The sequence below is a fragment of the Mesorhizobium sp. M0074 genome (assembly GCF_040322975.1).
In the GTDB taxonomy this organism is placed as follows: Bacteria; Pseudomonadota; Alphaproteobacteria; order Rhizobiales; family Rhizobiaceae; genus Mesorhizobium.
The window spans coordinates 33,758-55,638 of sequence record NZ_JAMYUM010000008.1 but is presented as its reverse complement, the minus strand read 5'-3'; the positions used below and the strand labels follow the sequence as shown (position 1 = coordinate 55,638).

The 21,881-nt window shown below is 63.3% G+C and carries 24 protein-coding genes; 18 read left to right on the top strand and 6 right to left on the bottom strand.

The annotated features are described in order from the left end of the window. The first annotated feature begins 338 nt into the window (after positions 1–338). From rpsF to NKJ73_RS12915, 14 genes are all read left to right on the top strand, one after another. On the top strand, positions 339–839 hold the full coding sequence (rpsF, locus tag NKJ73_RS12980) for a 30S ribosomal protein S6 (protein ID WP_292663863.1): 501 nt from the start codon (positions 339–341) through the stop codon (positions 837–839). Then, positions 839–1,087 (top strand): 30S ribosomal protein S18, encoded by a 249-nt coding sequence (gene rpsR / locus NKJ73_RS12975; protein WP_006203718.1) that lies wholly within the window; start codon positions 839–841, stop codon positions 1,085–1,087. Before rpsF ends, rpsR begins: the two co-directional genes overlap by 1 nt. 213 nt (positions 1,088–1,300) lie before the next feature. Then, positions 1,301–1,885 (top strand): 50S ribosomal protein L9, encoded by a 585-nt coding sequence (rplI, locus tag NKJ73_RS12970; protein WP_352542730.1) that lies wholly within the window; start codon positions 1,301–1,303, stop codon positions 1,883–1,885. A gap of 153 nt (positions 1,886–2,038) precedes the next feature. After that, on the top strand, positions 2,039–3,328 hold the full coding sequence (locus tag NKJ73_RS12965; protein ID WP_352569676.1) for a cyclopropane fatty acid synthase: 1,290 nt from the start codon (positions 2,039–2,041) through the stop codon (positions 3,326–3,328). Positions 3,329–3,408: 80 nt separating this feature from the next. After that, positions 3,409–3,732 (top strand): YnfA family protein, encoded by a 324-nt coding sequence (locus tag NKJ73_RS12960; RefSeq protein WP_352569674.1) that lies wholly within the window; start codon positions 3,409–3,411, stop codon positions 3,730–3,732. Between the two features lie 3 nt (positions 3,733–3,735). Further along, positions 3,736–4,704 carry a small ribosomal subunit Rsm22 family protein gene (locus NKJ73_RS12955; RefSeq protein ID WP_352569672.1) on the top strand — a complete coding sequence of 323 codons (969 nt, stop codon included), beginning with the start codon at positions 3,736–3,738 and terminating at the stop codon, positions 4,702–4,704. Between the two features lie 206 nt (positions 4,705–4,910). Further along, positions 4,911–6,401: a replicative DNA helicase gene (locus NKJ73_RS12950; protein WP_023677714.1), complete on the top strand. Its 1,491-nt coding sequence runs from the start codon at positions 4,911–4,913 to the stop codon at positions 6,399–6,401. A 228-nt stretch (positions 6,402–6,629) separates the two neighbouring features. Further along, the gene (gene radA / locus NKJ73_RS12945; RefSeq protein WP_352453216.1) at positions 6,630–8,048 is read left to right on the top strand and encodes a DNA repair protein RadA; all 1,419 of its coding nucleotides are present in this window, start codon (positions 6,630–6,632) and stop codon (positions 8,046–8,048) included. A 47-nt stretch (positions 8,049–8,095) separates the two neighbouring features. After that, positions 8,096–8,767 carry a CvpA family protein gene (locus tag NKJ73_RS12940; protein ID WP_023677716.1) on the top strand — a complete coding sequence of 224 codons (672 nt, stop codon included), beginning with the start codon at positions 8,096–8,098 and terminating at the stop codon, positions 8,765–8,767. Positions 8,768–8,892: 125 nt separating this feature from the next. Continuing rightward, entirely contained in the window at positions 8,893–10,362 is a 1,470-nt protein-coding gene (gene purF, locus NKJ73_RS12935) for an amidophosphoribosyltransferase (RefSeq protein ID WP_023677717.1), read from the top strand. 26 nt (positions 10,363–10,388) lie between these two features. After that, positions 10,389–10,679 carry a hypothetical protein gene (locus NKJ73_RS12930; protein ID WP_352569671.1) on the top strand — a complete coding sequence of 97 codons (291 nt, stop codon included), beginning with the start codon at positions 10,389–10,391 and terminating at the stop codon, positions 10,677–10,679. Further along, entirely contained in the window at positions 10,676–11,422 is a 747-nt protein-coding gene (locus tag NKJ73_RS12925) for an SDR family NAD(P)-dependent oxidoreductase (protein ID WP_352454394.1), read from the top strand. Before NKJ73_RS12930 ends, NKJ73_RS12925 begins: the two co-directional genes overlap by 4 nt. 80 nt (positions 11,423–11,502) lie before the next feature. After that, complete coding sequence (locus NKJ73_RS12920) at positions 11,503–12,132, top strand: hypothetical protein (protein WP_352454393.1); 630 nt, start codon at positions 11,503–11,505, stop codon at positions 12,130–12,132. A gap of 130 nt (positions 12,133–12,262) precedes the next feature. After that, positions 12,263–12,484 carry a hypothetical protein gene (locus NKJ73_RS12915; RefSeq protein ID WP_254820234.1) on the top strand — a complete coding sequence of 74 codons (222 nt, stop codon included), beginning with the start codon at positions 12,263–12,265 and terminating at the stop codon, positions 12,482–12,484. A gap of 34 nt (positions 12,485–12,518) precedes the next feature. Here NKJ73_RS12915 and NKJ73_RS12910 read toward each other — a convergent pair whose 3' ends face one another. After that, positions 12,519–13,025 (bottom strand): OsmC family protein, encoded by a 507-nt coding sequence (locus NKJ73_RS12910; protein ID WP_352448969.1) that lies wholly within the window; start codon positions 13,023–13,025, stop codon positions 12,519–12,521. Positions 13,026–13,346: 321 nt separating this feature from the next. On the opposite strand from NKJ73_RS12910, the gene NKJ73_RS12905 reads away from it, so the two are divergent. Then, the gene (locus tag NKJ73_RS12905; RefSeq protein ID WP_502896643.1) at positions 13,347–14,255 is read left to right on the top strand and encodes a DMT family transporter; all 909 of its coding nucleotides are present in this window, start codon (positions 13,347–13,349) and stop codon (positions 14,253–14,255) included. Positions 14,256–14,412: 157 nt separating this feature from the next. On the opposite strand, the gene NKJ73_RS12900 is transcribed toward NKJ73_RS12905, so the two are convergent. Beyond that, positions 14,413–15,306, bottom strand: coding sequence for a LysR substrate-binding domain-containing protein (locus NKJ73_RS12900; RefSeq protein ID WP_352569670.1), 894 nt, complete (start codon positions 15,304–15,306; stop codon positions 14,413–14,415). 114 nt (positions 15,307–15,420) lie between these two features. Between NKJ73_RS12900 and NKJ73_RS12895 the strand changes: the two genes are divergently transcribed. Beyond that, on the top strand, positions 15,421–15,828 hold the full coding sequence (locus tag NKJ73_RS12895) for a tautomerase family protein (RefSeq protein WP_023677725.1): 408 nt from the start codon (positions 15,421–15,423) through the stop codon (positions 15,826–15,828). Between the two features lie 141 nt (positions 15,829–15,969). Then, complete coding sequence (locus NKJ73_RS12890; RefSeq protein ID WP_352569819.1) at positions 15,970–18,192, top strand: AMP-binding protein; 2,223 nt, start codon at positions 15,970–15,972, stop codon at positions 18,190–18,192. Between the two features lie 121 nt (positions 18,193–18,313). On the opposite strand, the gene NKJ73_RS12885 is transcribed toward NKJ73_RS12890, so the two are convergent. The 3 genes from NKJ73_RS12885 to NKJ73_RS12875 all read right to left on the bottom strand — a co-directional run bounded on the left by NKJ73_RS12885 (position 18,314) and on the right by NKJ73_RS12875 (position 20,344). Continuing rightward, entirely contained in the window at positions 18,314–18,577 is a 264-nt protein-coding gene (locus NKJ73_RS12885; protein WP_023677727.1) for a hypothetical protein, read from the bottom strand. A 249-nt stretch (positions 18,578–18,826) separates the two neighbouring features. Continuing rightward, positions 18,827–19,642: a CDP-alcohol phosphatidyltransferase family protein gene (locus NKJ73_RS12880; RefSeq protein WP_023677728.1), complete on the bottom strand. Its 816-nt coding sequence runs from the start codon at positions 19,640–19,642 to the stop codon at positions 18,827–18,829. A 3-nt stretch (positions 19,643–19,645) separates the two neighbouring features. Beyond that, positions 19,646–20,344, bottom strand: a complete 699-nt coding sequence (locus NKJ73_RS12875) for a phosphatidylserine decarboxylase (RefSeq protein WP_023677729.1) — start codon at positions 20,342–20,344, stop codon at positions 19,646–19,648. Positions 20,345–20,608: 264 nt separating this feature from the next. Between NKJ73_RS12875 and NKJ73_RS12870 the strand changes: the two genes are divergently transcribed. Then, positions 20,609–21,475 (top strand): SMP-30/gluconolactonase/LRE family protein, encoded by an 867-nt coding sequence (locus NKJ73_RS12870; protein WP_352569668.1) that lies wholly within the window; start codon positions 20,609–20,611, stop codon positions 21,473–21,475. Between the two features lie 5 nt (positions 21,476–21,480). Here NKJ73_RS12870 and NKJ73_RS12865 read toward each other — a convergent pair whose 3' ends face one another. Beyond that, the gene (locus NKJ73_RS12865) at positions 21,481–21,828 is read right to left on the bottom strand and encodes an antibiotic biosynthesis monooxygenase (RefSeq protein ID WP_352569818.1); all 348 of its coding nucleotides are present in this window, start codon (positions 21,826–21,828) and stop codon (positions 21,481–21,483) included. Positions 21,829–21,881: the final 53 nt, after the last annotated feature.

Sequence of the window (21,881 nt, the reverse complement as noted above, 5' to 3'; positions counted from 1 at the left end):
AAGGTCCGGTTTCAGGAAATCCGTAAGCCTTGCCATCGAGGCCCGTGGCGCTCTGGGACGGTAGGGCCGTTTGCCCTGTCGTTTGGCCTTGCTTTGCGGTCAAATTCCTGTATAGACGCCCGCAATCTGCCGGTCCTTGCTGGGGGCTGAACGGAGGGCCGGAGGTTTTTCGAAACCTTCGTGTGAAGCCAGAAGCGCTTCCGCCTCCCGTGTCTCCGCTCTCGACCGTCTCGTCATGCTCCTTTCTTCCCCGCCTTCGCAAGGATTGCGGGTCAGAGAAGTTGCAGAGGCTTTTGCCGCCGGGAACCGGGAGAGAAACGAAGAAAGGCACGAACACTATGGCTCTATACGAACATGTGTTTCTTGCCCGGCAGGACCTCTCGCAGCAGCAGGTCGATGCGCTTGTCGAACAGTACAAGGGCGTCATCACCGCGAATGGCGGGTCCGTCGGCCGGGTCGAGAACTGGGGACTGAAGTCCCTCACCTACCGGGTCAACAAGAACCGGAAGGCATATTATACACTCATGGACATCACCTGCCCGCCGGCCGCGCTCAATGAGATGGAGCGCCAGATGGGCCTGTCCGAGGACGTGCTGCGTTTCCTGACCATCAAGGTCGATGCGCATGAGGAAGGTCCGTCGGCAATGATGCAGAAGCGCGAAGAGCGCTCGGAACGCGGCGGCTTCGGCGACCGCGACCGTGGCGATCGTGGCCCGCGCTCATTCGGCGACCGCGATCGCGGTGACCGTGGTGATCGTCCGCCGCGCAGCTTCGGCGATGGCGGTGCCGATCGTGGCCCGCGCCGTCCGCGCGAAGGCTTTGAAGGAGCCGCAGAATAATGGTCGACATCAACCAGATCCCAACCCGGCGCCCCTTCCACCGTCGCCGCAAGACTTGCCCGTTCTCCGGCGCCAACGCGCCGAAGATCGACTACAAGGACGTGCGGCTTCTGCAGCGCTACATCTCCGAGCGCGGCAAGATCGTGCCATCGCGTATCACCGCCGTCAGCCAGAAGAAGCAGCGCGAACTCGCCAAGGCGATCAAGCGCGCCCGCTTCCTCGGCCTGCTGCCCTACGTGGTCCGCTAAAATCTACGCGGGCGGTTCGCCGCCCGCTTTTTCACCGGCCACGACGGGCGTAGCCGGATCGAACACCAAATCCCGGGTTGGATTTCGACAAGAGATCCTAACTGCCGCGACAGGCAGGACAGCGACACAGGCGGCGACGCCCCAGCTTCCTGACCTGTTCCAGACAACTCGGCGCCGATCCTGAGGATAGCGCCCAAGCGAAGGAACAAAACCATGGAAGTCATTCTTCTCGAACGCGTTTCCCGCCTCGGCCAGATGGGCGATACCGTCAAGGTCAAGGACGGGTTTGCCCGCAATTTCCTGCTGCCGCAAGGCAAGGCGCTGCGCGCCAACGAAACTAACAAGAAGAAGTTCGAGGGACAGCGGGCCCAGCTCGAAGCCCGCAACCTGGAGCGCAAGTCCGAAGCCGCGCAGATTGCAGAAAAGCTCGACGGCAAGAGCTTCATCGCCGTGCGCTCGGCTGGCGAAACCGGTCAGCTTTATGGTTCGGTCTCGACGCGCGACATCGCCGAGCTGGTGACGGCGGAAGGTTTTTCGGTCAACCGCAACCAGATCCTGCTCAACCAGCCAATCAAGACCATCGGCGTCACCAATGTGGCGATCGCGCTGCACCCGGAAGTCGAGGTTACCATCACGCTCAACATTGCCCGCACGGCCGACGAAGCCGAGCGCCAGGCCAAGGGCGAAACACTGACCACCGCCGAAGCCATCTACGGCGAGGACATCAACGATAATGCGCGGCCGGAAAACTTCTTCGATCCGAATGCGGAGTTCGAAGGCGGCGAAGACAACGGCTGATCGTCATTCGTCGGCATTCGCCGGCTAATCGCTATTCTGGACCAATGCCCGGGCCTCGTACCCGGGCATTTTTATGCCAAATGGAACTTTTCGAACCCCTATATCTTGATGCAGAATAGGACAGCATGTCTGGCCGAGAGGGGACAATTGGTCATGAATATTCTGCTGAAACGCGTTCTCGACCGCCTGGTCCGCATAGGCAATCTCAAGGTGACAGGGCCGCAAGGCTCGATGGTGACTTTCGGTGACGGCAGCGGCGAGCCGGTGCACATGCACATCAAGACAAGGCATGCCGAGCGCGCAATAACCTTCGATCCGATGCTGGCGGTGCCGGAAGCCTACATGGACGGTGAACTCGACATTCTCGAGGGCGGCGTGCTGGGGGTGATGCGGATTGCTTTCCAGAACATGGGCAGCGGCGGCATCGATGCCACCTGGTCGAAGGCGATCGAGGGTCTGCGCCACGCCTTCCGGCGCCTGCAGCAGATCAACACGGCGTCGCGGGCGCGCCGCAACGTGCAGCGCCATTACGATCTGTCGGGCGACCTCTACCGCCTCTTCCTCGATGAGGACATGCAATATTCCTGCGCCTATTTCGAGCAGCCGGACATGACGCTCGACGAGGCACAAGCGGCCAAGAAGCGCCATATCGCCGCCAAGCTCAGGCTGAAGGCCGGCCAGACGGTTCTTGATATCGGCTCCGGCTGGGGTGGGCTTGGGCTCTATCTAGCCAAGGCGTTCGACGTCGACGTACAAGGCGTGACGCTGTCGACCGAGCAGCACGGCGTCGCCACCGACCGCGCCCATGCGCAAGGCCTGCAAAACCGGGTGCATTTCGACATCAAGGACTATCGCGAGCTCAATGAACGTTTCGACCGCATCGTCTCCGTCGGCATGTTCGAGCATGTCGGGGTCAATCATTTCCGCACCTTCTTCGACAAGTCGGCGACGCTGCTGAAGCCGGACGGCGTCATGCTGCTGCACACGATCGGCCGCTCCGGCGTGCCGTGGGCAACCAGCGCCTTCATCCGCAAGTACATCTTCCCGGGCGGCTACATCCCGTCGCTATCCGAAGTGATGCCGGCCATCGAAAAATCGGGGCTCGTCGTCACCGACATCGAGGTTCTGCGGCTGCATTATGCCGAGACGCTGAAGCATTGGGGCGAGCGCTTCGCCGCCAACCGCGACAAGGCCAAGGCGATTTATGACGAGCGCTTCTGCCGCATGTGGGAGTTCTATCTTGCCGCCTCGGAAGCTGCCTTCCGCTGGCAGGATCTGGTGATCTTCCAGATCCAGATTGCCAAGAAGAACGACACGCTGCCGATGACGCGCGACTACATGGCCAGTTGCGAGAAGGCGCTGGAGATGCGCGATCTTGGACGTCGCGAAAAAGCTCCGGTGGCCAAGCCCACTCGCCGCCGCAAGGTGGCGGATCCGGAGTAGACTGCCGGCATCACGCCATTGCCGCTTGCCATTGCCGGCCGGCACGCTGAAAAGGGTCCCGTCAACGCGGGACCTTTTTCATGACCTACCTCCTCTACGTCGCCGCCGCACTTGCCGAGATCGCCGGCTGCTTTTCGCTCTGGGCGTGGTGGCGGCTGGACAAGTCGCCGCTGTGGTTGGCGCCCGGTCTCGTCTCGCTCGTGCTATTCGCGTGGCTGCTGGCGCTGGTCGACACCAGCGCGGCGGGCCGGGCCTATGCCGCCTATGGCGGCATCTACATTGCCGCCTCGCTGGCCTGGTTGTGGCTGGCGGAAGGCGTGCACCCCGACCGCTGGGATCTTGCCGGTGCCGCGATCTGCATCGTTGGCGCCTCGGTCATTCTGCTCGCACCTCGGACTGCCTAAGCGATGGAACTGCCCGTCCCGCTTAGACAAGGCGTCGACCGCCTTCTCGAACAGGTGCCGTTGCCGATGCTTAAGCAAGCGGCAAAGACGCTGTCGGACCGCTACCGCGCAGAGTTGCGCGACGGTCGCCTGCACATGGCCGAAGACATGGCGGTGAAGGCCTATCTGGCAACGCGGCTACCGGCGACCTATGCGGCCGTTCGCGCCAGCCTCGATGCGGTGGGCGAGTCTCGGCCCGACTATGCTCCGAAGACCTTGCTCGATGTCGGCGCCGGCCCTGGCACGGTGCTTTGGGCCACAATCAATCTTTGGCCGGATCTCGAACAGGCGGTGCTACTCGAGGCCGGCGCCGCGGTACGAAGGGTCGGCGAAGCACTTGCCGCGGATTCGATCACGGCCAGGACCGCCTGGCGGACCGGCGACATCACCATCGACCTGGTCGATCTGGAGCCGGCCGAGCTGGTGACTTCAGCCTATGTGCTGGATGAGATCGCGCCGGCATCGCTGGCAAAACTCGTCGACCGGCTCTGGCGGCTGACCGCAGACACGCTGCTGGTGGTCGAGCCGGGCACGCCGGCCGGCTGGCAGCGTATTCTTGCCGTGCGGCGGCAGCTGATCGAGGCGGGCGCGCACGTGCTTGCGCCCTGCCCGCATGAGGCGCCCTGCCCGCTCGTCGCCCCCGACTGGTGCCATTTCGCCCGCCGCGTCGCCCGCTCGCGCCTACACCGTCTGGCCAAGGATGCCGAGGTGCCGTGGGAGGACGAGAAATTCATCTTTGTCGCGGCCTCCCGCCATCCGGCCGCTCCGCCTCGAGCGCGAGTGATCGCACCGCCGAAGTCGGGCTCCGGCAAGGTCTTGCTGAAGCTTTGCGAACAGGATGGGGGTGCTGCCGAGCGACTGTTCACCAAGCGCGACGGCGAGACGTTCAAGGCCGCGCGGCGACTGGATTGGGGTGATGCCTTGCCGGAATGACCGGCAGCTATTTTCCTGTTTTGTTCTTGCCCGAGAACGGCTAGGCTCGCCATCTTGATTCGAGTCAATCGAGATTCTTTCCACCGAAAGATCCTGGCTGTGAATCGCGGGCATCAAAGTTGGTTGGTTGGGGACTGATGCAGATAAGTCATCATCGACTTGTCTCGTTCTGATATCGAGAGACGGGGATCAGGACCGGGGACATCATGGCAGAGGCAGCACGAAAATTCGGCGTGGCGGAAACACCGCTCTATCGCGAGGCGCCGAACAACATCGAGGCCGAGCAGGCGCTGCTCGGCGCCATACTGGTCAACAACGATGCCTTCTACCGCGTCTCCGACTTCCTGAAGCCCGGCCATTTCTACGAGCCGCTGCATAGAAAGATCTTCGAGGTCGCGGCCGAGCTCATCCGCATGGGCAAGATCGCGACGCCGATCACGCTGAAGACCTTCCTGCCGGCCGACGAGAAGGTCGGCGACATGACGGTGGCGCAATATGTCGTGCGGTTGGCGGTCGAGGCCGTCACCGTCGTCAACGCCACCGACTATGGCCGCGCCATCTACGATCTGGCGACGCGGCGCGCGCTAATCACTGTCGGCGAGGACATGGTGAACATCGCCTATGACGCGCCGGTCGACATGTCGCCCTCCGACCAGATCGAGGATGCCGAGCGGCGCCTGTTCGAATTGGCCGAAACCGGCCGCTACGATGGCGGCTTCGAGAGCTTCACCGATGCCGTCAAGACCGCCGTCGACATGGCCAATGCGGCTTATATGCGCGACGGGCATTTGTCGGGCGTTGCTACCGGCTTGCGCGATCTCGACCGCCGCATGGGCGGCCTGCAGTCGTCCGACCTGATCATCATTGCCGGCCGCCCCGGCATGGGCAAGACCTCGCTCGCCACCAATATCGCCTTCAACATCGCCGAGGCCTATGTCCCGGCGCAGCAGGCGGACGGCTCGTTCAAGGCGGCCAATGGCGGCGTCGTCGGCTTCTTTTCGCTCGAAATGTCGTCCGAACAGCTGGCCACCCGCATTATTTCCGAACAGACGGAAATCCCGTCGTCGAAAATCCGGCGCGGCGAGATCAGCGAGATGGATTTCGAAAAGCTGGTCGCCTGCTCGCAGACAATGCAGAAAATCCCGCTGTTCATCGACCAGACCGGCGGCATTTCCATCGCTCAGCTGTCGGCCCGCGCGCGTCGCCTGAAGCGCCAGCGCGGCCTCGACGTCATCGTTATCGACTATATCCAGCTGATGCAGGGATCGAGCGCGAAATCCTCGCAAAACCGCGTCCAGGAAATCACCGAGATCACCACCGGCCTCAAGGCACTAGCCAAGGAGCTGGCGGTGCCGATCATCGCGCTGTCGCAGCTGTCGCGCCAGGTCGAGAGCCGCGACGACAAGCGCCCGCAGCTTTCGGATCTGCGCGAATCGGGCTCCATCGAGCAGGACGCCGACGTAGTGCTGTTCGTCTACCGCGAGGAATATTATCTGAAGAACCGTGAGCCGAAGCCGGGCACCGACGAATACATCAAGTGGGAACACGAGATGAACGAGATGCGCGGCAAGGCCGAGGTAATCGTCGCCAAGCAGCGCCACGGCCCAACGGGATCGGTCAGCCTCGCCTTCCAGGGCGAGTTCACCCGCTTCTCGGACCTTGCGGAAGAGCATCATTTGCCGGATCGGTTCGAGTGACCTCTTGATACAGGTCTCATTCCTTCGCACCCCCCTCTGTCCTGCCGGACATCTCCCCCTCAAGGGGGGAGATCGGATGTCATTTCGGCTTTCGGCAATCGTCAATGCTGCTAGATGTACGGCAATATCGGAGCTGCCAATCTCCCCCCTTGAGGGGGAGATGTCCGGCAGGACAGAGGGGGGCGCTGTCCCGCCGACCTGTCTTTTAATTGCCGCAGGCCGCGCCTGATGGCCAAGTCCCGTATCCAGTTCATCTGTCAGAATTGCGGATCGGTGCATCAGCGCTGGGCCGGCAAATGCGATGCCTGCGGCGAGTGGAACACGCTGGTCGAGGAAGGCACGTCAGGCGGTATCGGCTCCGGCCCGGCCAATACGCGCAACGCCCGCAAGGGCCGTGCGGTGGTGCTGACCAGCCTCTCCGGCGACATCGAGGACGCGCCGCGCATCGTCTCCGGTATCGGCGAACTCGACCGCGCCACCGGCGGCGGCTTCGTGCGCGGCTCGGCGCTGCTGGTCGGCGGCGATCCCGGCATCGGCAAGTCGACGCTGCTCACCCAGGCCGCGGCCGCGCTGGCGGCAAAGGGCCACCGCATCGTCTATGTCTCGGGCGAAGAGGCGGTCGCGCAGATCAGGCTGCGCGCCCAGCGGCTCGGCGTCGCCGACACCCCGGTCGAGCTCGCCGCCGAAACCAATGTCGAGGACATCCTCGCCACCATCGCCGATGGCAAGCGGCCGGATCTGGTCATTCTCGATTCGATCCAGACGCTGTGGACCGATATGGCCGATTCGGCGCCCGGCACGGTGACCCAGGTGCGTGCCGCCGCCCAGGCGATGATCCGCTACGCAAAATCCACAGGGGCGGCGATCGTTCTGGTCGGCCACGTCACCAAGGAGGGCCAGATCGCCGGACCGCGCGTCGTCGAGCACATGGTCGACGCGGTGCTCTATTTCGAGGGCGAAGGCGGCCACCACTACCGCATCCTGCGCACGGTCAAGAATCGCTTCGGGCCAACCGATGAGATCGGCGTCTTCGAAATGTCGGACAAGGGCTTGCGGGAAGTCGCCAACCCGTCCGAGCTTTTCCTCGGTGAGCGCCATGCGAAGTCGCCGGGTGCCGCGGTTTTCGCCGGCATGGAAGGCACACGGCCGGTGCTGGTCGAGATCCAGGCGCTGGTGGCGCCATCGACGCTGGGCACACCGCGCCGCGCCGTCGTCGGCTGGGACGGTGCCCGGCTGTCGATGATCCTGGCGGTTCTGGAAGCCCATTGCGGCGTCCGCTTCGGCACGCACGACGTCTATCTCAACGTTGCCGGCGGCTACCGCATTTCGGAGCCGGCGGCCGACCTGGCAGTGGCGGCGGCACTGGTTTCCTCGCTCACCGGTCTTGCCCTTCCCGCCGATTGCGTCTATTTCGGCGAAATCAGCCTTTCGGGTGCGGTGAGGCCGGTTGCGCATGCGCAGCAGCGCCTCAAGGAAGCCGAAAAGCTGGGTTTCGGACGCGCGGTTCTGCCCTTGGGCAGCGAGGAACTTGTTGGTGGTAATGGGGTCGGGGGGATCGGAGCCGGCGCTTTCCAGCCCACCGAGCTTGCCGATCTCGTGGCGCGCATAGCCGGCTCTCGGCGCAGCCGCGCCGACGAGCAAGAGTGATGCGGCTCGTCGAGTCGTGAAAAAGAGATCGGAGTGGGGCGAAAAACATGCCGATTACGCTGCTTGACGGAATTCTCGTCGGCTTCACCCTGGTCTCGGCGATGCTCGCAATGGTTCGCGGCTTTTCGCGCGAGATCCTGTCGATCATCTCCTGGGCAGCCGCCGCGGCCGCCGCCTTCTTCTTCTACAAGCCGGTGCTGCCTTACATTCAGCCCTATGTCGACAACGAAAAGGCCGCCATGGCGGCGGCCGCCGGTATCGTCTTCATTGTCGCGCTGATCGTCGTTTCGGTCATCACCATGAAGCTCGCCGACTGGATCATCGATTCCAGGATCGGCGCGCTCGATCGTACACTTGGCTTCCTCTATGGCGCGGCGCGCGGCATCCTGGTCGTCGCTGTCGCGCTGCTTTTCTTCAATTGGCTGGCCGGCGCCAAGGCTCCAGGCTGGATTGCCAACGCCAAGTCAAAGCCGTTGCTCGAATCGATCGGAGCCAAGCTCGAAAGCCTGCTGCCCGAGGATCCGGAAAACGCCATCCTCAACAAGCTCAATCCGAATCAGCCGGCCACCGAGACGCCTCTGGCCCCCGACGCGCCTGCAGCGGAAGCCCCTGCCGCCGGCGACGACGCCACTGCTCCGGCACCCGACGACAGCGATGCGCCGCCGGCCGACAATGCGCCCGCGACGCCGGCACCTGCAAACCCGGCGCCGGCAAACTGATTTCGACAGACTTGCCAGGCTCAAGACTGTCGATCATGTGAACGCCGCACGACGTGCGTTGCTTTCGATGCGCTATGACCTTATATGGCGACTTTAGCGGAGCTTGAGCCCCAATGGCAGCCTCAGTGGCAGACGCAGACGACGTGCTTTCCGCCGAAGCCGACGACCATTTCCACGACGAATGCGGCGTGTTCGGCATTTTCGGCCGGCAGGACGCCGCAGCCATCGTAACGCTCGGTCTGCATGCGTTGCAGCATCGAGGCCAGGAAGCGGCCGGCATCGTTTCCTATGACGGCACCCAATTCCATGTCGAGCGCCATGTCGGCCTGATCGGCGACACCTTTACTAAGCAGCGTGTCATCGACAGCCTGCAAGGCAACCGTGCCATCGGCCACACACGCTATGCCACCACCGGCGGCGCCGGTCTGCGCAATATCCAGCCTTTCTTCGCCGAACTTGCCGATGGCGGCTTTGCCGTCGCCCATAACGGCAATCTCACCAACGCCATGACCGTTCAGCGCGCCCTGCAGAAGCAAGGCGCCATCTTCTCTTCCACCTCCGACACCGAAACGCTCCTGCACCTGGTTGCCACCAGCAAGGAGCGCGACCTGAATTCGCGCTTCATCGATGCGGTGCGCCAAGTCGAAGGCGCCTTCTCGCTGGTGGCGATGACGTCCAAGAAGATGATCGGGTGCCGCGACCCGCTCGGCATCCGCCCGCTGGTGCTCGGCGATCTCGACGGCGCCTGGATTCTCGCCTCCGAGACCTGCGCGCTCGATATTATCGGTGCGCGTTTCGTGCGCGACCTGAAGCCCGGCGAAATGGTCGTCGTCACCAGCAAGGGCATCGAAAGCCTGTTCCCGTTCGAGCCGCAGAAGACCCGCTTCTGCATCTTCGAATATGTCTATTTCGCGCGGCCGGATTCGTCGGTCGAAGGCCGCAACGTCTATGAAGTGCGCAAGCGCATCGGCGCCGAGCTGGCGCAGGAAAGTCCGGTCGAGGCCGACATCGTCGTGCCGGTGCCGGATTCGGGCACGCCGGCGGCGATCGGCTTTTCGCAGGCCGCGGGCATTCCGTTCGAGCTCGGCATCATCCGCAATCACTATGTTGGCCGCACCTTCATCCAGCCCGGCGATTCGATCCGCCACATGGGTGTCAAGCTCAAACACAACGCCAACCGCCGCATGATCGAAGGCAAGCGCGTGGTGCTGGTGGACGATTCGATCGTGCGCGGCACCACCAGCCAGAAGATCGTCCAGATGGTGCGCGATGCCGGCGCCAAGGAAGTGCATATGCGCATCGCTTCGCCGCCGACGCGCGCCTCCTGCTTTTACGGCGTCGACACACCGGAAAAGTCGAAGCTGCTGGCGTCGCGCATGTCGGTGGAGGAGATGGCCGAGTTCATCCGCGTCGATTCGCTCGGCTTCCTATCGATCGACGGGCTCTACCGCGCCGTCGGCGAGGCCGGCCGCGACAACGAGCAGCCGCAATTCTGCGACGCCTGCTTCACCGGCCAGTATCCGACCCGGCTTGCCGACTTCGAAGGCTCCGACAATGTGCGCACGCTGTCGCTGTTAGCGGCCGGCGGGTCTTAGAATTCCGATCCGGACGGAGGTAAGACATGAGCGCTCGACGAGGCTTATGGCAAGCCCTCAAGGATTCACTCTCATTTGCAAAATCCTTGCTCAAAGATCAGATTAGATCTGAGGTCGATATCGATACGCCTCTCGGTAATGGATTTCTTTTTTGCCAAGCTAGAGAGGCGAGGGAGACTCAGGACAAGTATGTCGTCGTCAAAGCCATTGGTGGTGATGCAACGGTTTTTGTCCCTCTTGATGAGAATTCCGCCAAACAATTGATTGCCTTCATTCAGCTGTCGTTCTTAGACCAGCAACCCAAGAATAGCTCATGACCCCTCCCCTCGATCTCTCCGGCCGCGTTGCGGTCGTCACCGGCGCCTCGCGCGGTATCGGCTATTTCATCGCCAGGGAGCTTGCCGCGGCCGGTGCGCATGTGATTGCGGTTGCTCGCACCGTCGGCGGGTTGGAAGAACTCGACGACCAGATCAAGGCAGGTGGCGGACAGGCGACGCTGGTACCGCTCGATCTTGCCGACATGGCTGGGATCGACCGGCTGGGCGGCGCCATCCACGAGCGCTGGGGCAAGCTCGACATACTGGTCGCCAACGCCGCTGTGCTCGGCGTCATCGCCCCGATCGGCCATGTCGAGGCCAAGACCTTCGAGAAGGTGATGACCATCAACGTCACCGCAACATGGCGGCTGATCCGCTCGGTCGACCCGCTGCTCAGGCTTTCCGATGCCGGCCGTGCTATCGTGCTGAGCTCCAGCCTTGCCCACTCCGCACGCGCCTTCTGGGCGCCTTATGCGGCGTCGAAGGCGGCGGTCGAGGCCATGACGCGTTCATGGGCGCATGAGACCGAAAACCTGCCGCTCAGGGTCAATGCCGCCGATCCCGGGGCAACGCGCACCGCGATGCGGGCGCAGGCCGTACCCGGCGAGGATCCTGAAACACTGCCGCACCCTTCGGAGATCGCCAAGCGTATCGTGCCGCTGGCCAGCCCTACGCTCAAGGAGACCGGGCTGATCTTCCAGGCCAAGCACAATCGCTTTGTCGCCTACCGGCAGCCGGAGTAGCCACACATCGCATTTTGCCGGAAGAATTGCGCCGGCACCAACGTTGTTCGGGTGCCACAATTCGAGAAACGGAGGACCATATGCGGAGACTGCTTCTCTTGACTGCCACCGCGCTGCTTGCAGTGATCGGCGCCGCGTCGTCGCAGGAGGCAACGATGAGCTTTTTCGTCACCAGCGTCGGCTCCGGCAAAGGCGCCGATCTCGGCGGTCTCGCCGGCGCCGACGCCCATTGTAGTTCACTGGCCGAAGCCGCGGGCGTTACCGGCAAGACATGGCGCGCCTATCTCTCGACCAGCGATACCGATGCACGCGACCGTATCGGCAAAGGCCCGTGGTTCAACGCCAAGGGCGTCAAGATCGCCGATGATGTCGCTTCCCTGCATAGCGATGCCAACGCCATCACCAAACAGACGGCACTCGACGAAAAGGGCCAAATGGTCAACGGCCGCGGCGACACGCCCAACCGGCACGACGTGTTGACCGGCTCCAAGCCGGATGGCACGAAAATAGCCGACCAGACCTGCGGCGACTGGACGCTGAGCGAAGCAGAAGGTGTGGCGATGATGGGTCATCACGATCGTACCGGCCTCGATGATTCGGCAGCCGCCAAATCATGGAATTCCTCGCATGCGTCACGCGGTGGCTGCAGCCAGGAAGCGCTGAAGGGCACCGGCGGCGACGGCCTGTTCTATTGTTTTGCGGTGAACTGAACCAAAACGACCCGACGTCACGTGGCTGTGATGCCGTGGCTTAACGCCGCGCTTTGGCCCAGCTTTCGCCGCTGGGCCGGAGTTGCTAGGATCGTGCGACTCCCAAAACAAGCAGAGCGAGGAAATACTCATGGCGGCACCGAGCGTAGCGTTAGTCTGGTATCTGGTGATCGCCGGCCCGCAAGGCGGCATGGTCGTGCTGCCCAGCACATTCGACACCCGCGAACAGTGCGCCTTCGCCATAACCGAATACCAGAAGCAACCGACGCCGGCCGGCTGGTCGGTGCAGTGCGTGCCGAGCGCCTCGCCCTTCGCCGACGAGGGCGACGCCGAGGAGCCGTCGGCGCAGTAGGACAGCGTGATCTCCCCCCTCAAGGGGGAGATCGTCAGCGTCGCGCGCTTACCGTCAGCTCCGGCTTCTGGCTGATGGTCTGGAACACGACGCAGTAGCGCTCGGTCAGCTTGAGCAGCGCATCGATGCGCTCCTGCGGCTCGTCGGTGTCGAGGCCAAATGTCAGCCGGATGGCGCGGAAGCCAACCGGCGCATCCTTTGCCACGCCAAGCGTGCCGCGAAAGTCTAGGTCGCCTTCGGCTTCCACCGTGGCGGCCCCAAGCTTGAATTCCAGCGCCGTCGCTACAGCCTTCAGCGTGACGCCGGCGCAAGCCACCAGTGCCTCCAGCAGCATGTCGCCGGAGCAGAGTTCGAGCCCGGTGCCGCCGGTCGCCGGATGCAGCCCGGCAATGGCGATCGCCCTGCCTGTCTCGACCTTGCAGGCGATCGATTGGTCGTCGATCGAGCCTTTGGCGCGGAGAGTAATCAGCGCGCGCGAGGCGTCGTCGCGATAGGCCACCTTCAGCGGCGCCTGCATGGCCTTCAATGCAATCGCGTCCATTTCGTTTCTCTCCCATAGTTGCCTGGCTTCGCTGCCTAACGGCGATGCCGCCTGCCCAAACGCAAGTCTCCACTGGCGTAGCGCTTGGCAGGGTTTCGCCCGTATAGCCTGACGATACGGGGAGCATCCAACGCCTTCACACCGTCTCTCGCAACACATTCGTAAGGCCGCCGGACATATGGCCGATATCGCCATCGTGGAAACCCGCGAACGGGTTCTTGCCGGAATCCTGTTCACCGGGGCTGCCTACCTGCTGTTTTCGATGCAGGACGCCTCAAGCTGACACTATGGTGTCAGGAAGGGGCAGCGTAGGCTGGTGAGATGACGGGATCGCTGGACATGCCATGCACAGTGGAAAGCGCCCGCGAGCGTACCCTCGGCATCATCCTGGTCTCGGCATCGGCGGCCGTCTTCGGCCTCACCGGCGTGCTGACCAAATCGATCCATGCCGACCCGCTGACCATTGCCTGCTGGCGCGGCTTCGTCGGCTCGATCCTGATCAGCCTCTATGTCCTATGGCGCCGCCAGCGCTCCGGCGGTCGCGACAGCTTGCGGCTCGGCTGGCGAGGCTGGCTGCTGGCGATCGAGGGCGCGCTCGCGAGCATCGCCTTTATCTCGGCGTTCAAGTTCACGTTTGTCGCCAATGTCGCGATCATCTATGCCACGGCCCCGTTCGTCACCGCGCTGCTGGCCCTCCTGTTGGTCCGCGAGCCGTTCCGGCTGCAGACGCTTGCCGCCGCTTCTGTGTCACTATGCGGTGTGGCAATCATGGTCTGGTCCGGCTTCGGCACCGGCCATTTGTTCGGCGACGGGCTGGCGCTGCTGATGACGATCGGCAGCGCGCTCTACATGATCATGGTGCGCGCCTTCCGCGACACGCCGGTGGTGTGGGCGGGTGCGGTGTCGGCATTCCTTCTGTTCGTGCTCGGCTGGTTCGTCGCCGATCCGCTGGCTGTCTCGGCCAGGGACGCTGTGCTTCTAGTCACCTTCGGCGCCTCGTTCGCGCTGGCTTCGATCCTGTGGACGGAGGGCACCCGGCTTATTCCGGCGGCCGAGTCCGGATTGCTGGGTTCAGCTGAAGTGCCATTCGCGATCCTGTTTGCCTTCCTGTTCCTGGCGGAGATCCCGCCGGCAGCCAGCATGGTCGGTGGCGCCATCGTGCTTTGCGCGGTGTTCGCTCACGCCGGCCGCGACTGGCTGATGGCTAGGCAGCGCGCAGCGGATGCATGACCAATCCTCGCCGCGTCCGAGCGCGAGTTGGTGGTCCGATCACGAGAAATCCGGTCCTGAAAATTAATTTGAAAAGTCATGGAACCATCATAGGGCTCAGGCATTATGGCTGCGACGGGCCACCCCAAGTCCCCCCAAACCCCTCGGCCCGTCCTACTTAGAAGCCGACCGCAAGGTCGGCTTTTTCTTTGCTGGCTCGATTGGCCAAGGCCAGGTTGCCGCTGAACAACGCGGCCAGATCCTGCGCCGGCCGGTCGGCATCCTCACGCAAGCGGACGGCGAATTCGGCGACCGGCACCGGCGGCAGATCAAGATCGCGCGGCGCCTCGACGATGCCGGAATGAGCGAAGCGCGCCGTCCTCAACGTCAAGGCGATGCCGGCGTGCACCGCCGTGCGCAGGCCGGCAAGGCTGGCACTGCCGGCAGCAATGCGGTAGCGACGGCCGGCCGCATCGAGTGCACTGGTCGCCGCTTCGCGAAACCCGCAATGGGGATCGAGCAGCGCCAAGGGCAGTTCGTCGTGGCGGGTGGCCAGCCCGTTTTGTGAGCAAAGCCAGATCATTGGTTCCTTGAGCACACCGACTTCGTCCCGTGTCGGCACCTGCCGCATGGCAATGGCCAGATCAAGGGTGCCGGCCTGCAAAGCCTGCGCCAGTTCGGCGGAACGGCCGACGCGCAGTTCGATCCTGACGCGCGGATGGCTGACAGCAAAAGCCCTGAGAAGCTGCGGCAAGCCGCTGTCGGCGAAATCCTGCGTGGTGCCGATGGCGACGCGCCCGTCGGCGTGCGCGCCTTTGAGGGCCAGCCACGCCTCGCGGTGCGCGGCAAGGATGCGACGCGCGTGAACGATCAGATCCTCGCCTGCCGACGTCAGGCCGCGCCCTCGCCCCTGCGGCACCAGCAGCGGTTCGCCGACAACATCCTCCAGCCGCTGCATCTGCGCGGTCACTGCGGACGGCGAGCGACCGACGATCGACGCGGCCCGCGCCAGGGAACCGCCGTCGACGAAAGCGAGGAAAGTCTTGAGGAGGTCGGGATCGAACATCTGCATAATTCGACACTATCAAAGTGTTTATCAAAAACAATTCGATTTTTTTGATCAAAGGACGATGGCATGATTTTCTCGACGGCGAAGAGGCGCCGCTTGAAACCGAGGAGAAGAAATATGCCGATCATCAATGTCAGCGTTACCGGCAAGCCCGATGCCGCTTTGTCCGCCGCCATTGCCAAGGAAGTGACCGAACTGACGGCCACGCATCTGCGCAAGGACGCGACGATCACAGCTGTTGCCATTTCCTATCACGACCCCGAGCACTGGTTCGCCGGCGGCAAGTCGCTGGCCGAGCATGGCACCAACACGGCCTGGCTCGACATCAAGGTTGTCGACGGCACCAACACCAAGCTCGAACTGGAGGCGTATCTGCAGGCAATTTTCGCGGCATTCGGCCGGCTGCTGGGTAAGGTGCATGAGGAAAGCTACGCCCTCGTGCATGAAGTGCCTGCAGCCGCCTATGGCTTTGGCGGCAAGACGCAGGAATTCCGGTTCATCAGCGGAAGGATGAAAGCGGCGTAGCTGCGATAGGCAGCCGAGCCGAATCAAACATAGAAGAGAAGGAAAAATGGAGCCGCATTGACGTTGATCCAACTTCGGCTAGGTTCTCACCCGAAGCGGCCACTGAAGAGCCGTGACGTGAGATCGTTGGGAGATGCGGCGATGATCCTGACACTGGCGCTGCTTGCGGGTCTTGTCGCGGCCTGGCTGCTGATCGGCGTGGTGGAGAAGTTCCGCCTCGGCCTGCGTTTGAGCCAGGCGCTGCTCTACGTGCCGTTCAAGCTCGCCTACCGGATCAGCGACGAGCGCATCAAGATTGCGCGCAGGTCGGTGGCCCCGGTCATCTATGTCATCTGGCATCAGTCACGCATCGAGCCGGCGCTGATGCTGTCGCTGCTGCCGGAGGACACGCTGCACATCCTCGACCAGGCTTCGGCCAGATCGCCGTGGCTGGAGCCGTGGCGCGAGCTCGGCCGCACCATCGCCTTCAACGCCGAGCATGTCTTCGTCAGCCGCAGATTGGTGCGGGTGCTGAAGGGCAAGGGCCGGCTCGCCGTTTACCTGCCGGATGCGGTCGAGCCAGACGTCAAGTCGTTTCGGTTGTTTCGCGCCATCACCCGTATCGCCATGCAGGCCGACGCCCGTATCGTGCCGGTCTTCGTTGCCGGCGCACGCAGCCTGCCGGCCTCGCTGACGCCGGCGGACAAGGCGCCGCGCCATTGGTTTCCGCAGCTGTCGATCAGCGCGCTGGAGCCGATGACCATCGCCGAGCTGGTGGCGCGGAACCCAGATCAGGCCTCCAACACCAATGCGCTGTTTGATCGCTTCGCCGAGGCCAGGCTTTTCGGCAGTGATCTCGACCGAGGGCTGTTCCTCGCCATGCGCGATGCGGCCGACCGTGTTGGCGCTTCGCACCCAATAATCGAGGACGTCATTGGCGGTGCCCTGAGCTACCGGAAAGTGTTCATCGGCGCCAGGGTTTTGGGCCGACGGTTCGAGGCAATAACAGCGCCGGGCGAAGCGGTTGGGCTGCTCCTGCCCAACGCCAATGGCGTCGTGCTGTCGTTCGTCGGACTTTTGTCGGCTGCGCGGGTGGCAGCAATGATCAACTATACTGCCGGCCCGGCCAGCGTCACCGCCGCCGTCCGCACGGCGATGATCCGAACCGTGGTCTCCTCACGCGCCTTTGTCGAAAAGGCCAACCTCGCCGACATCGTCGAGGCGGTGGAAAAGGGCGGGGCGAAACTGCTGTGGCTGGAGGATGTCCGCGCAAGCGTGACCGTGCTGGACAAGGCCGCAGCCGGCTTGCTGTGGCGCTGGCCGTTGCAGCGCCAGGATGCAGCCAAGCCGGCGGTGATCCTGTTCACCTCCGGCTCGGAAGGCACGCCCAAGGCCGTGGTGCTGTCGCACCGGAACCTTCTTGCCAATACGATGCAGGCGGAAGCTCGCATCACCATCTCGCCGGCCGATATCCTGCTCAACGTGCTGCCGGTGTTCCACTCGTTCGGGCTGACCGGCGGCACCATCCTGCCGCTGGTCACCGGAGTAAAGCTGTTCCTCTACCCGTCACCGCTCCACTACAAACTTATTCCGGAGGTGGCGCGCAAGGTCCGGCCGACGGTGATGTTCGGCACCGACACGTTCCTCGCCAACTATGCCCGCACCGCCAAGGACGGCGATTTTTCCAGCCTGCGCTTCGTCGTGGCCGGTGCCGAGGCGGTGAAGCCGGAGACGCGCCGGGTTTACCGCGAGCGCTTCCAGGCCGAGATCATCGAAGGTTTTGGCTTGACCGAGGCCGCACCAGTGGTTGCCGTCAACACCGCCATCCACGGCCGCGATGGAACGGTCGGGCGGCTGCTGCCGGCCATGCGCATGAAACTCGAACCAGTCGAAGGCATCAGCGACGCCGGCCGGCTGTGGCTCGACGGGCCGAACCTGATGATGGGCTACATGACCGGCGACCGGCCTGGCGAGTTGCAGCCGCTCGAAGGCTGGCACGACACCGGCGATATCGTTTCGGTCGATCGCGAAGGCTTCATCACCATTCGCGGCCGCGCCAAGCGCTTCGCGAAGATAGCCGGCGAGATGGTATCGCTTGGTGCGGTCGAGATGTTGGTGCAGTCGCTGTGGCCGGAAGAGCATCACGCCGTGGTAGCGGTGCCGGACAAGCGGCGCGGCGAGCGCCTCGTTCTGGTCACCACCGCCGACAATGCCGATCCCCACGAATTGCGCGAATTCGGCAAAAAAGCCGGCGCGGCCGAACTGATGGTGCCGAACGACATCGTCAAGGTCGAGGAGATCCCTGTACTGGGCTCCGGCAAGACCGACTATGTCTCGACTAGAAAGCTGGCACTCGAGAGGCTGGGACTGAGCGCAGCCGCCTGAGGTTTGCTGTCGAGAACTCTAAAGCGCGTCGCGTTCGACCGGCCTTGTGCGACACGCTTTAGATTCTTGCTTTTATGCATGCCGTTATCGCAAAACCGCTGCACACTTTTGCGCGAATGCATTAGAAGACCACCACCGACAACAGCAGAATGGCGCCGACGGCCATCATCAGCAGGCCCGGCCAGTTCTGCGACAGGCCGAGAAAACGGAGCCCGCGCCGCCGCGGCTCCAGGGTCGGACCTGGTGTTGCGAGATAAGGCGTCGGACTGTCCGGCGCGGTGGAGACAGCGGCCGGTTCACTAAGCCGCCCGCGCATGATGGCTGCTACCGCCATATAGACGAGGCCGGCGACAGTCAGTAACACGCCGATGAGGATGACAGCCATTTCTCCTCGTTTCCGATGGTTCTGAGCCCGATGCGGCAGCTTGCGCGACGTAGATGACGTACCACGAGCAGCCGCTCAGACGGACCTACCAAACACAAACGGTCTAGCCGCCCAGCAAGTTCCGAAACCGGTGTTTTTGAGGTGCATTCCACAGCGCCGCGCGCTGTGTGAGCCGGTCCTGAGTCTAAACGGACGACCCTTTTCGGAATCATGCACTGCCAGGCCCAACGCGAACTGGCACCAAATCTGTCAGCCAATATCCGAGGACGGCACCTTCTCGCCTTCGCGCTTGGCGCGTCTCGAATAGGCGCGCACGCTGAACGGCAAGAAGACCAGATAGCCGGCAACCGAGGCCGTCAGCGTATACCAGGGATAGGTCATCAAAAGCAGGACGTAGAGGACGACTGCGAGGATGATCGGCAGCACTCTGTCGCCCGGTATCCTGACGCTCTTGCCGGAATAGACGGGCAGTCTGCTGACCAGCAGGAACGCCACCAATATTGTAAAGCCGGTGGCAATGAAGGCTGCCAGGCGGCTGGGTTCAAGCCCAAGCCTGAGGAAGAACAGATAGAGCGGCAGCATCACCAGCACCGCACCCGCCGGCGCCGGCACGCCGACGAAATATTCGGTCTGCCACTGCGGACGGTCGAGCTCTTCGTCGAGCACGTTGAAACGGGCAAGCCTCATCCCACAGGCGATGGTGAACAGCAGCGCGGCGATCCAGCCCGGCGAACCTGCCCTGTCGAGCAGAAAGGCATAGAGCACCAGCGCCGGTGCCACGCCGAAATTGACGATATCGGCCAGCGAATCCATCTGGGCGCCGAATTTGGAAGTCGCCTTCAGCATTCGCGCCAGACGGCCGTCGATACCATCGAGGAAGGCCGCGAGCAGCACCATCACCACCGCTGGCTCGAAGCGGCCCTCGAAGCCGAAGCGAATACCGGACAGGCCGGCGCAGATGGCGAGCACCGTGACCAGATTGGGCAGCACCATGCGCATCGGGATTTCGCGAATGCGCGGGCCACCGCCGCCATGCGCCTCGAATTTCTTGAACGGCGGGGCCACCGGTCAGGAGATCCGCACGAGCGGCGTTGCGGCAACGCCGCCGAATTCCGCCAGCACCGTCTCACCGCCAACCGCGGTCTGGCCGACGGCGACACGCGGCGTCGCGGTCGAGGGCAGGAATACATCGACGCGCGAGCCAAAGCGGATCAGCCCGAAGCGCTCGCCGGTGCCGATGGCGCCGCCGGGCTCGGCCCAGCAGACGATGCGCCGCGCCACGAGGCCGGCGATCTGCACCGCGGCCACCGTTCCATTGGGGCTTTCGATGACCAGCCCGTTGCGCTCGTTCTCGGTGCTTGCCTTGTCGAGTTCGGCATTGAGGAATTTTCCTGGCCGATGCTCGATCCTGGAAATGCGGCCACGCACCGGAGAGCGGTTAACGTGGCAGGAAAAGACGTTCATGAATACCGAGATGCGGGTCATTTCGCCGCCGCCGAGGCCAAGCTCGCGCGGCGGCACTGCCGGGCCAACCGCCGAAACGATGCCGTCGGCCGGGCTGACAACCAACCGGTCGTCGATCGGCGTGACACGCTCGGGATCGCGGAAGAAATAGGCGCACCAGGCCGTCAGGATGAGACCGATCCAGAACAGGGTCGAGGAGAAATAGCCAAGAAAGAGCGTCGCCGCGCCGAATGCAGCGATAAAGGGATAACCCTCGCGATGGATCGGAACGAACGCATTCTTGATCGTGTCAACGAGGCTCATGGGATGAGGGCAACCTTGGTTCCAAGTCCGGCCTCAATAGCGGAAACACCCCGCGGTCGCAACGCGACAATGAGAGCGCTCGGGGGGTGGCGGTCGCCGCCGTTTCAGGATGCCGTTAGCAGCATCCGGACTGCCGAAGTGATCAACCGGAAATGTTCATTGCGATTGTCGGAACGCAGCACTCTCGCCCGTCCTTGGCAAGACAGCGCCTCTCATCGGCCTTTCGGCCATGACGATTTGCGCAAACCCGGAGGTTCTCGGCCCATGCAGAAATCAGCAGCTAGGCAAGTGCAAGTGGTGATGAACGGCTTGGCCTTCGGCGAGTCACCGCGCTGGCACGATGGCCGGCTGTGGTTCTGCAACTGGGGCACAGGCCAGATCATCGCCGTTGACGCCCTAGGCAACAGCGAGATCGCGCTCACCGTGCCGGCCACCCTGCCCTATTCCATTGACTGGCTGCCGGACGGGCGCCTGCTTGTCGTGTCCGGCCGCGAAGGGCTGATCCTCAGGCAGGAGGCAGACGGGACATTGGTCACCCATGCCGATCTGAGACAACTATCAAAGAGCCCGTGGAACGAGATCGTCGTCGATGGACGCGGCAACATCTATGTCAATGGTGGTGGGCCTGCTCCGGGTCCCGGCCAGCATTTCGGCCCCGGCGCCATCGTGCTGGTCGCGCCTGACGGCTCGGTTCAGCAGGTGGCTGAGAACCTCGCCTTCGCCAATGGCATGGCGGTGACGCCTGACAACAAGACGCTTATCGTTGCCGAGTCCCACGCCAACCGGCTGACCGCCTTCGACATCGCTGCCGATGGTGGCCTTTCCAACCGGAGGGTCTGGGCCGATCTCGGCAACGGTTTTCCCGACGGCATCTGCCTAGATGCCGAAGGTGCGGCGTGGTACGCCGACGTTCCCAACCGGCATTGCGTGCGGGTGCGCGAGGGCGGCGCGATGCTCGAAAGTGTCGATGTCGACCGCGGCTGCTTTGCCTGCATGCTCGGCGGCAGCGAGGGAAAAACGCTGTTCATCGTCGCCGCCGAATGGCGCGGCTTCGAACATATGATCAGCGATGCCCGTACCGGCCAAGTGCTCAGCGTCGACGCTACTGCGCCGGGCGCCGGCTGGCCGTAGAGAGCTTACATCCCGTGAATCCGCTGATAGTTGGCAATATCGGCCTTGACGCCAAGTCGCGCGATGGTCTCCTGAGGATTGAAGCCGCTGCGCTCATGCGCGGCCTTGATGATCGGCACGACCTTGTCGACGGCGGCCTGCCCTTCCCATTCGACAATGGTCACGAGGTTGAACTCGCCCGGCCCCGAGAATTGCTCAAGCAGGAAATCCTGGACGAACCCTTGCTGCTGGCGCAGCAAATCATGCGTCATCCGGACCTTGGCAAGAATCTCCTCGCGGGCGTTGGCCGGAACGACAAACTTGTCCACCCGGAATACACTGCCGCCACTAACTGCCTGATTTATCCCATTCATATCGATTGTCTCCGTTTTTGAACGACGCATCTTGCTGCGATCCAAAACGGCCT

What these genes read in the sequence shown, in the direction of transcription:
- NKJ73_RS12950 (WP_023677714.1), top strand. Translation starts at nt 4,911, where the DNA reads ATGGCAGAGGCAGCACGAAAATTCGGCGTGGCGGAAACACCGCTCTAT.
- NKJ73_RS12870 (WP_352569668.1), top strand. Translation starts at nt 20,609, where the DNA reads ATGCAGAAATCAGCAGCTAGGCAAGTGCAAGTGGTGATGAACGGCTTG.
- NKJ73_RS12905 (WP_502896643.1), top strand. Translation starts at nt 13,347, where the DNA reads ATGACGGGATCGCTGGACATGCCATGCACAGTGGAAAGCGCCCGCGAG.
- NKJ73_RS12865 (WP_352569818.1), bottom strand. Translation starts at nt 21,828, where the DNA reads ATGAATGGGATAAATCAGGCAGTTAGTGGCGGCAGTGTATTCCGGGTG.
- NKJ73_RS12930 (WP_352569671.1), top strand. Translation starts at nt 10,389, where the DNA reads ATGAGCGCTCGACGAGGCTTATGGCAAGCCCTCAAGGATTCACTCTCA.
- rplI (WP_352542730.1), top strand. Translation starts at nt 1,301, where the DNA reads ATGGAAGTCATTCTTCTCGAACGCGTTTCCCGCCTCGGCCAGATGGGC.
- NKJ73_RS12895 (WP_023677725.1), top strand. Translation starts at nt 15,421, where the DNA reads ATGCCGATCATCAATGTCAGCGTTACCGGCAAGCCCGATGCCGCTTTG.
- rpsF (WP_292663863.1), top strand. Translation starts at nt 339, where the DNA reads ATGGCTCTATACGAACATGTGTTTCTTGCCCGGCAGGACCTCTCGCAG.
- NKJ73_RS12885 (WP_023677727.1), bottom strand. Translation starts at nt 18,577, where the DNA reads ATGGCTGTCATCCTCATCGGCGTGTTACTGACTGTCGCCGGCCTCGTC.
- NKJ73_RS12890 (WP_352569819.1), top strand. Translation starts at nt 15,970, where the DNA reads ATGATCCTGACACTGGCGCTGCTTGCGGGTCTTGTCGCGGCCTGGCTG.
- radA (WP_352453216.1), top strand. Translation starts at nt 6,630, where the DNA reads ATGGCCAAGTCCCGTATCCAGTTCATCTGTCAGAATTGCGGATCGGTG.
- NKJ73_RS12875 (WP_023677729.1), bottom strand. Translation starts at nt 20,344, where the DNA reads ATGAGCCTCGTTGACACGATCAAGAATGCGTTCGTTCCGATCCATCGC.
- NKJ73_RS12910 (WP_352448969.1), bottom strand. Translation starts at nt 13,025, where the DNA reads ATGGACGCGATTGCATTGAAGGCCATGCAGGCGCCGCTGAAGGTGGCC.
- NKJ73_RS12940 (WP_023677716.1), top strand. Translation starts at nt 8,096, where the DNA reads ATGCCGATTACGCTGCTTGACGGAATTCTCGTCGGCTTCACCCTGGTC.
- NKJ73_RS12915 (WP_254820234.1), top strand. Translation starts at nt 12,263, where the DNA reads ATGGCGGCACCGAGCGTAGCGTTAGTCTGGTATCTGGTGATCGCCGGC.
- rpsR (WP_006203718.1), top strand. Translation starts at nt 839, where the DNA reads ATGGTCGACATCAACCAGATCCCAACCCGGCGCCCCTTCCACCGTCGC.
- NKJ73_RS12960 (WP_352569674.1), top strand. Translation starts at nt 3,409, where the DNA reads ATGACCTACCTCCTCTACGTCGCCGCCGCACTTGCCGAGATCGCCGGC.
- NKJ73_RS12900 (WP_352569670.1), bottom strand. Translation starts at nt 15,306, where the DNA reads ATGCAGATGTTCGATCCCGACCTCCTCAAGACTTTCCTCGCTTTCGTC.
- NKJ73_RS12965 (WP_352569676.1), top strand. Translation starts at nt 2,039, where the DNA reads ATGAATATTCTGCTGAAACGCGTTCTCGACCGCCTGGTCCGCATAGGC.
- NKJ73_RS12925 (WP_352454394.1), top strand. Translation starts at nt 10,676, where the DNA reads ATGACCCCTCCCCTCGATCTCTCCGGCCGCGTTGCGGTCGTCACCGGC.
- NKJ73_RS12955 (WP_352569672.1), top strand. Translation starts at nt 3,736, where the DNA reads ATGGAACTGCCCGTCCCGCTTAGACAAGGCGTCGACCGCCTTCTCGAA.
- NKJ73_RS12920 (WP_352454393.1), top strand. Translation starts at nt 11,503, where the DNA reads ATGCGGAGACTGCTTCTCTTGACTGCCACCGCGCTGCTTGCAGTGATC.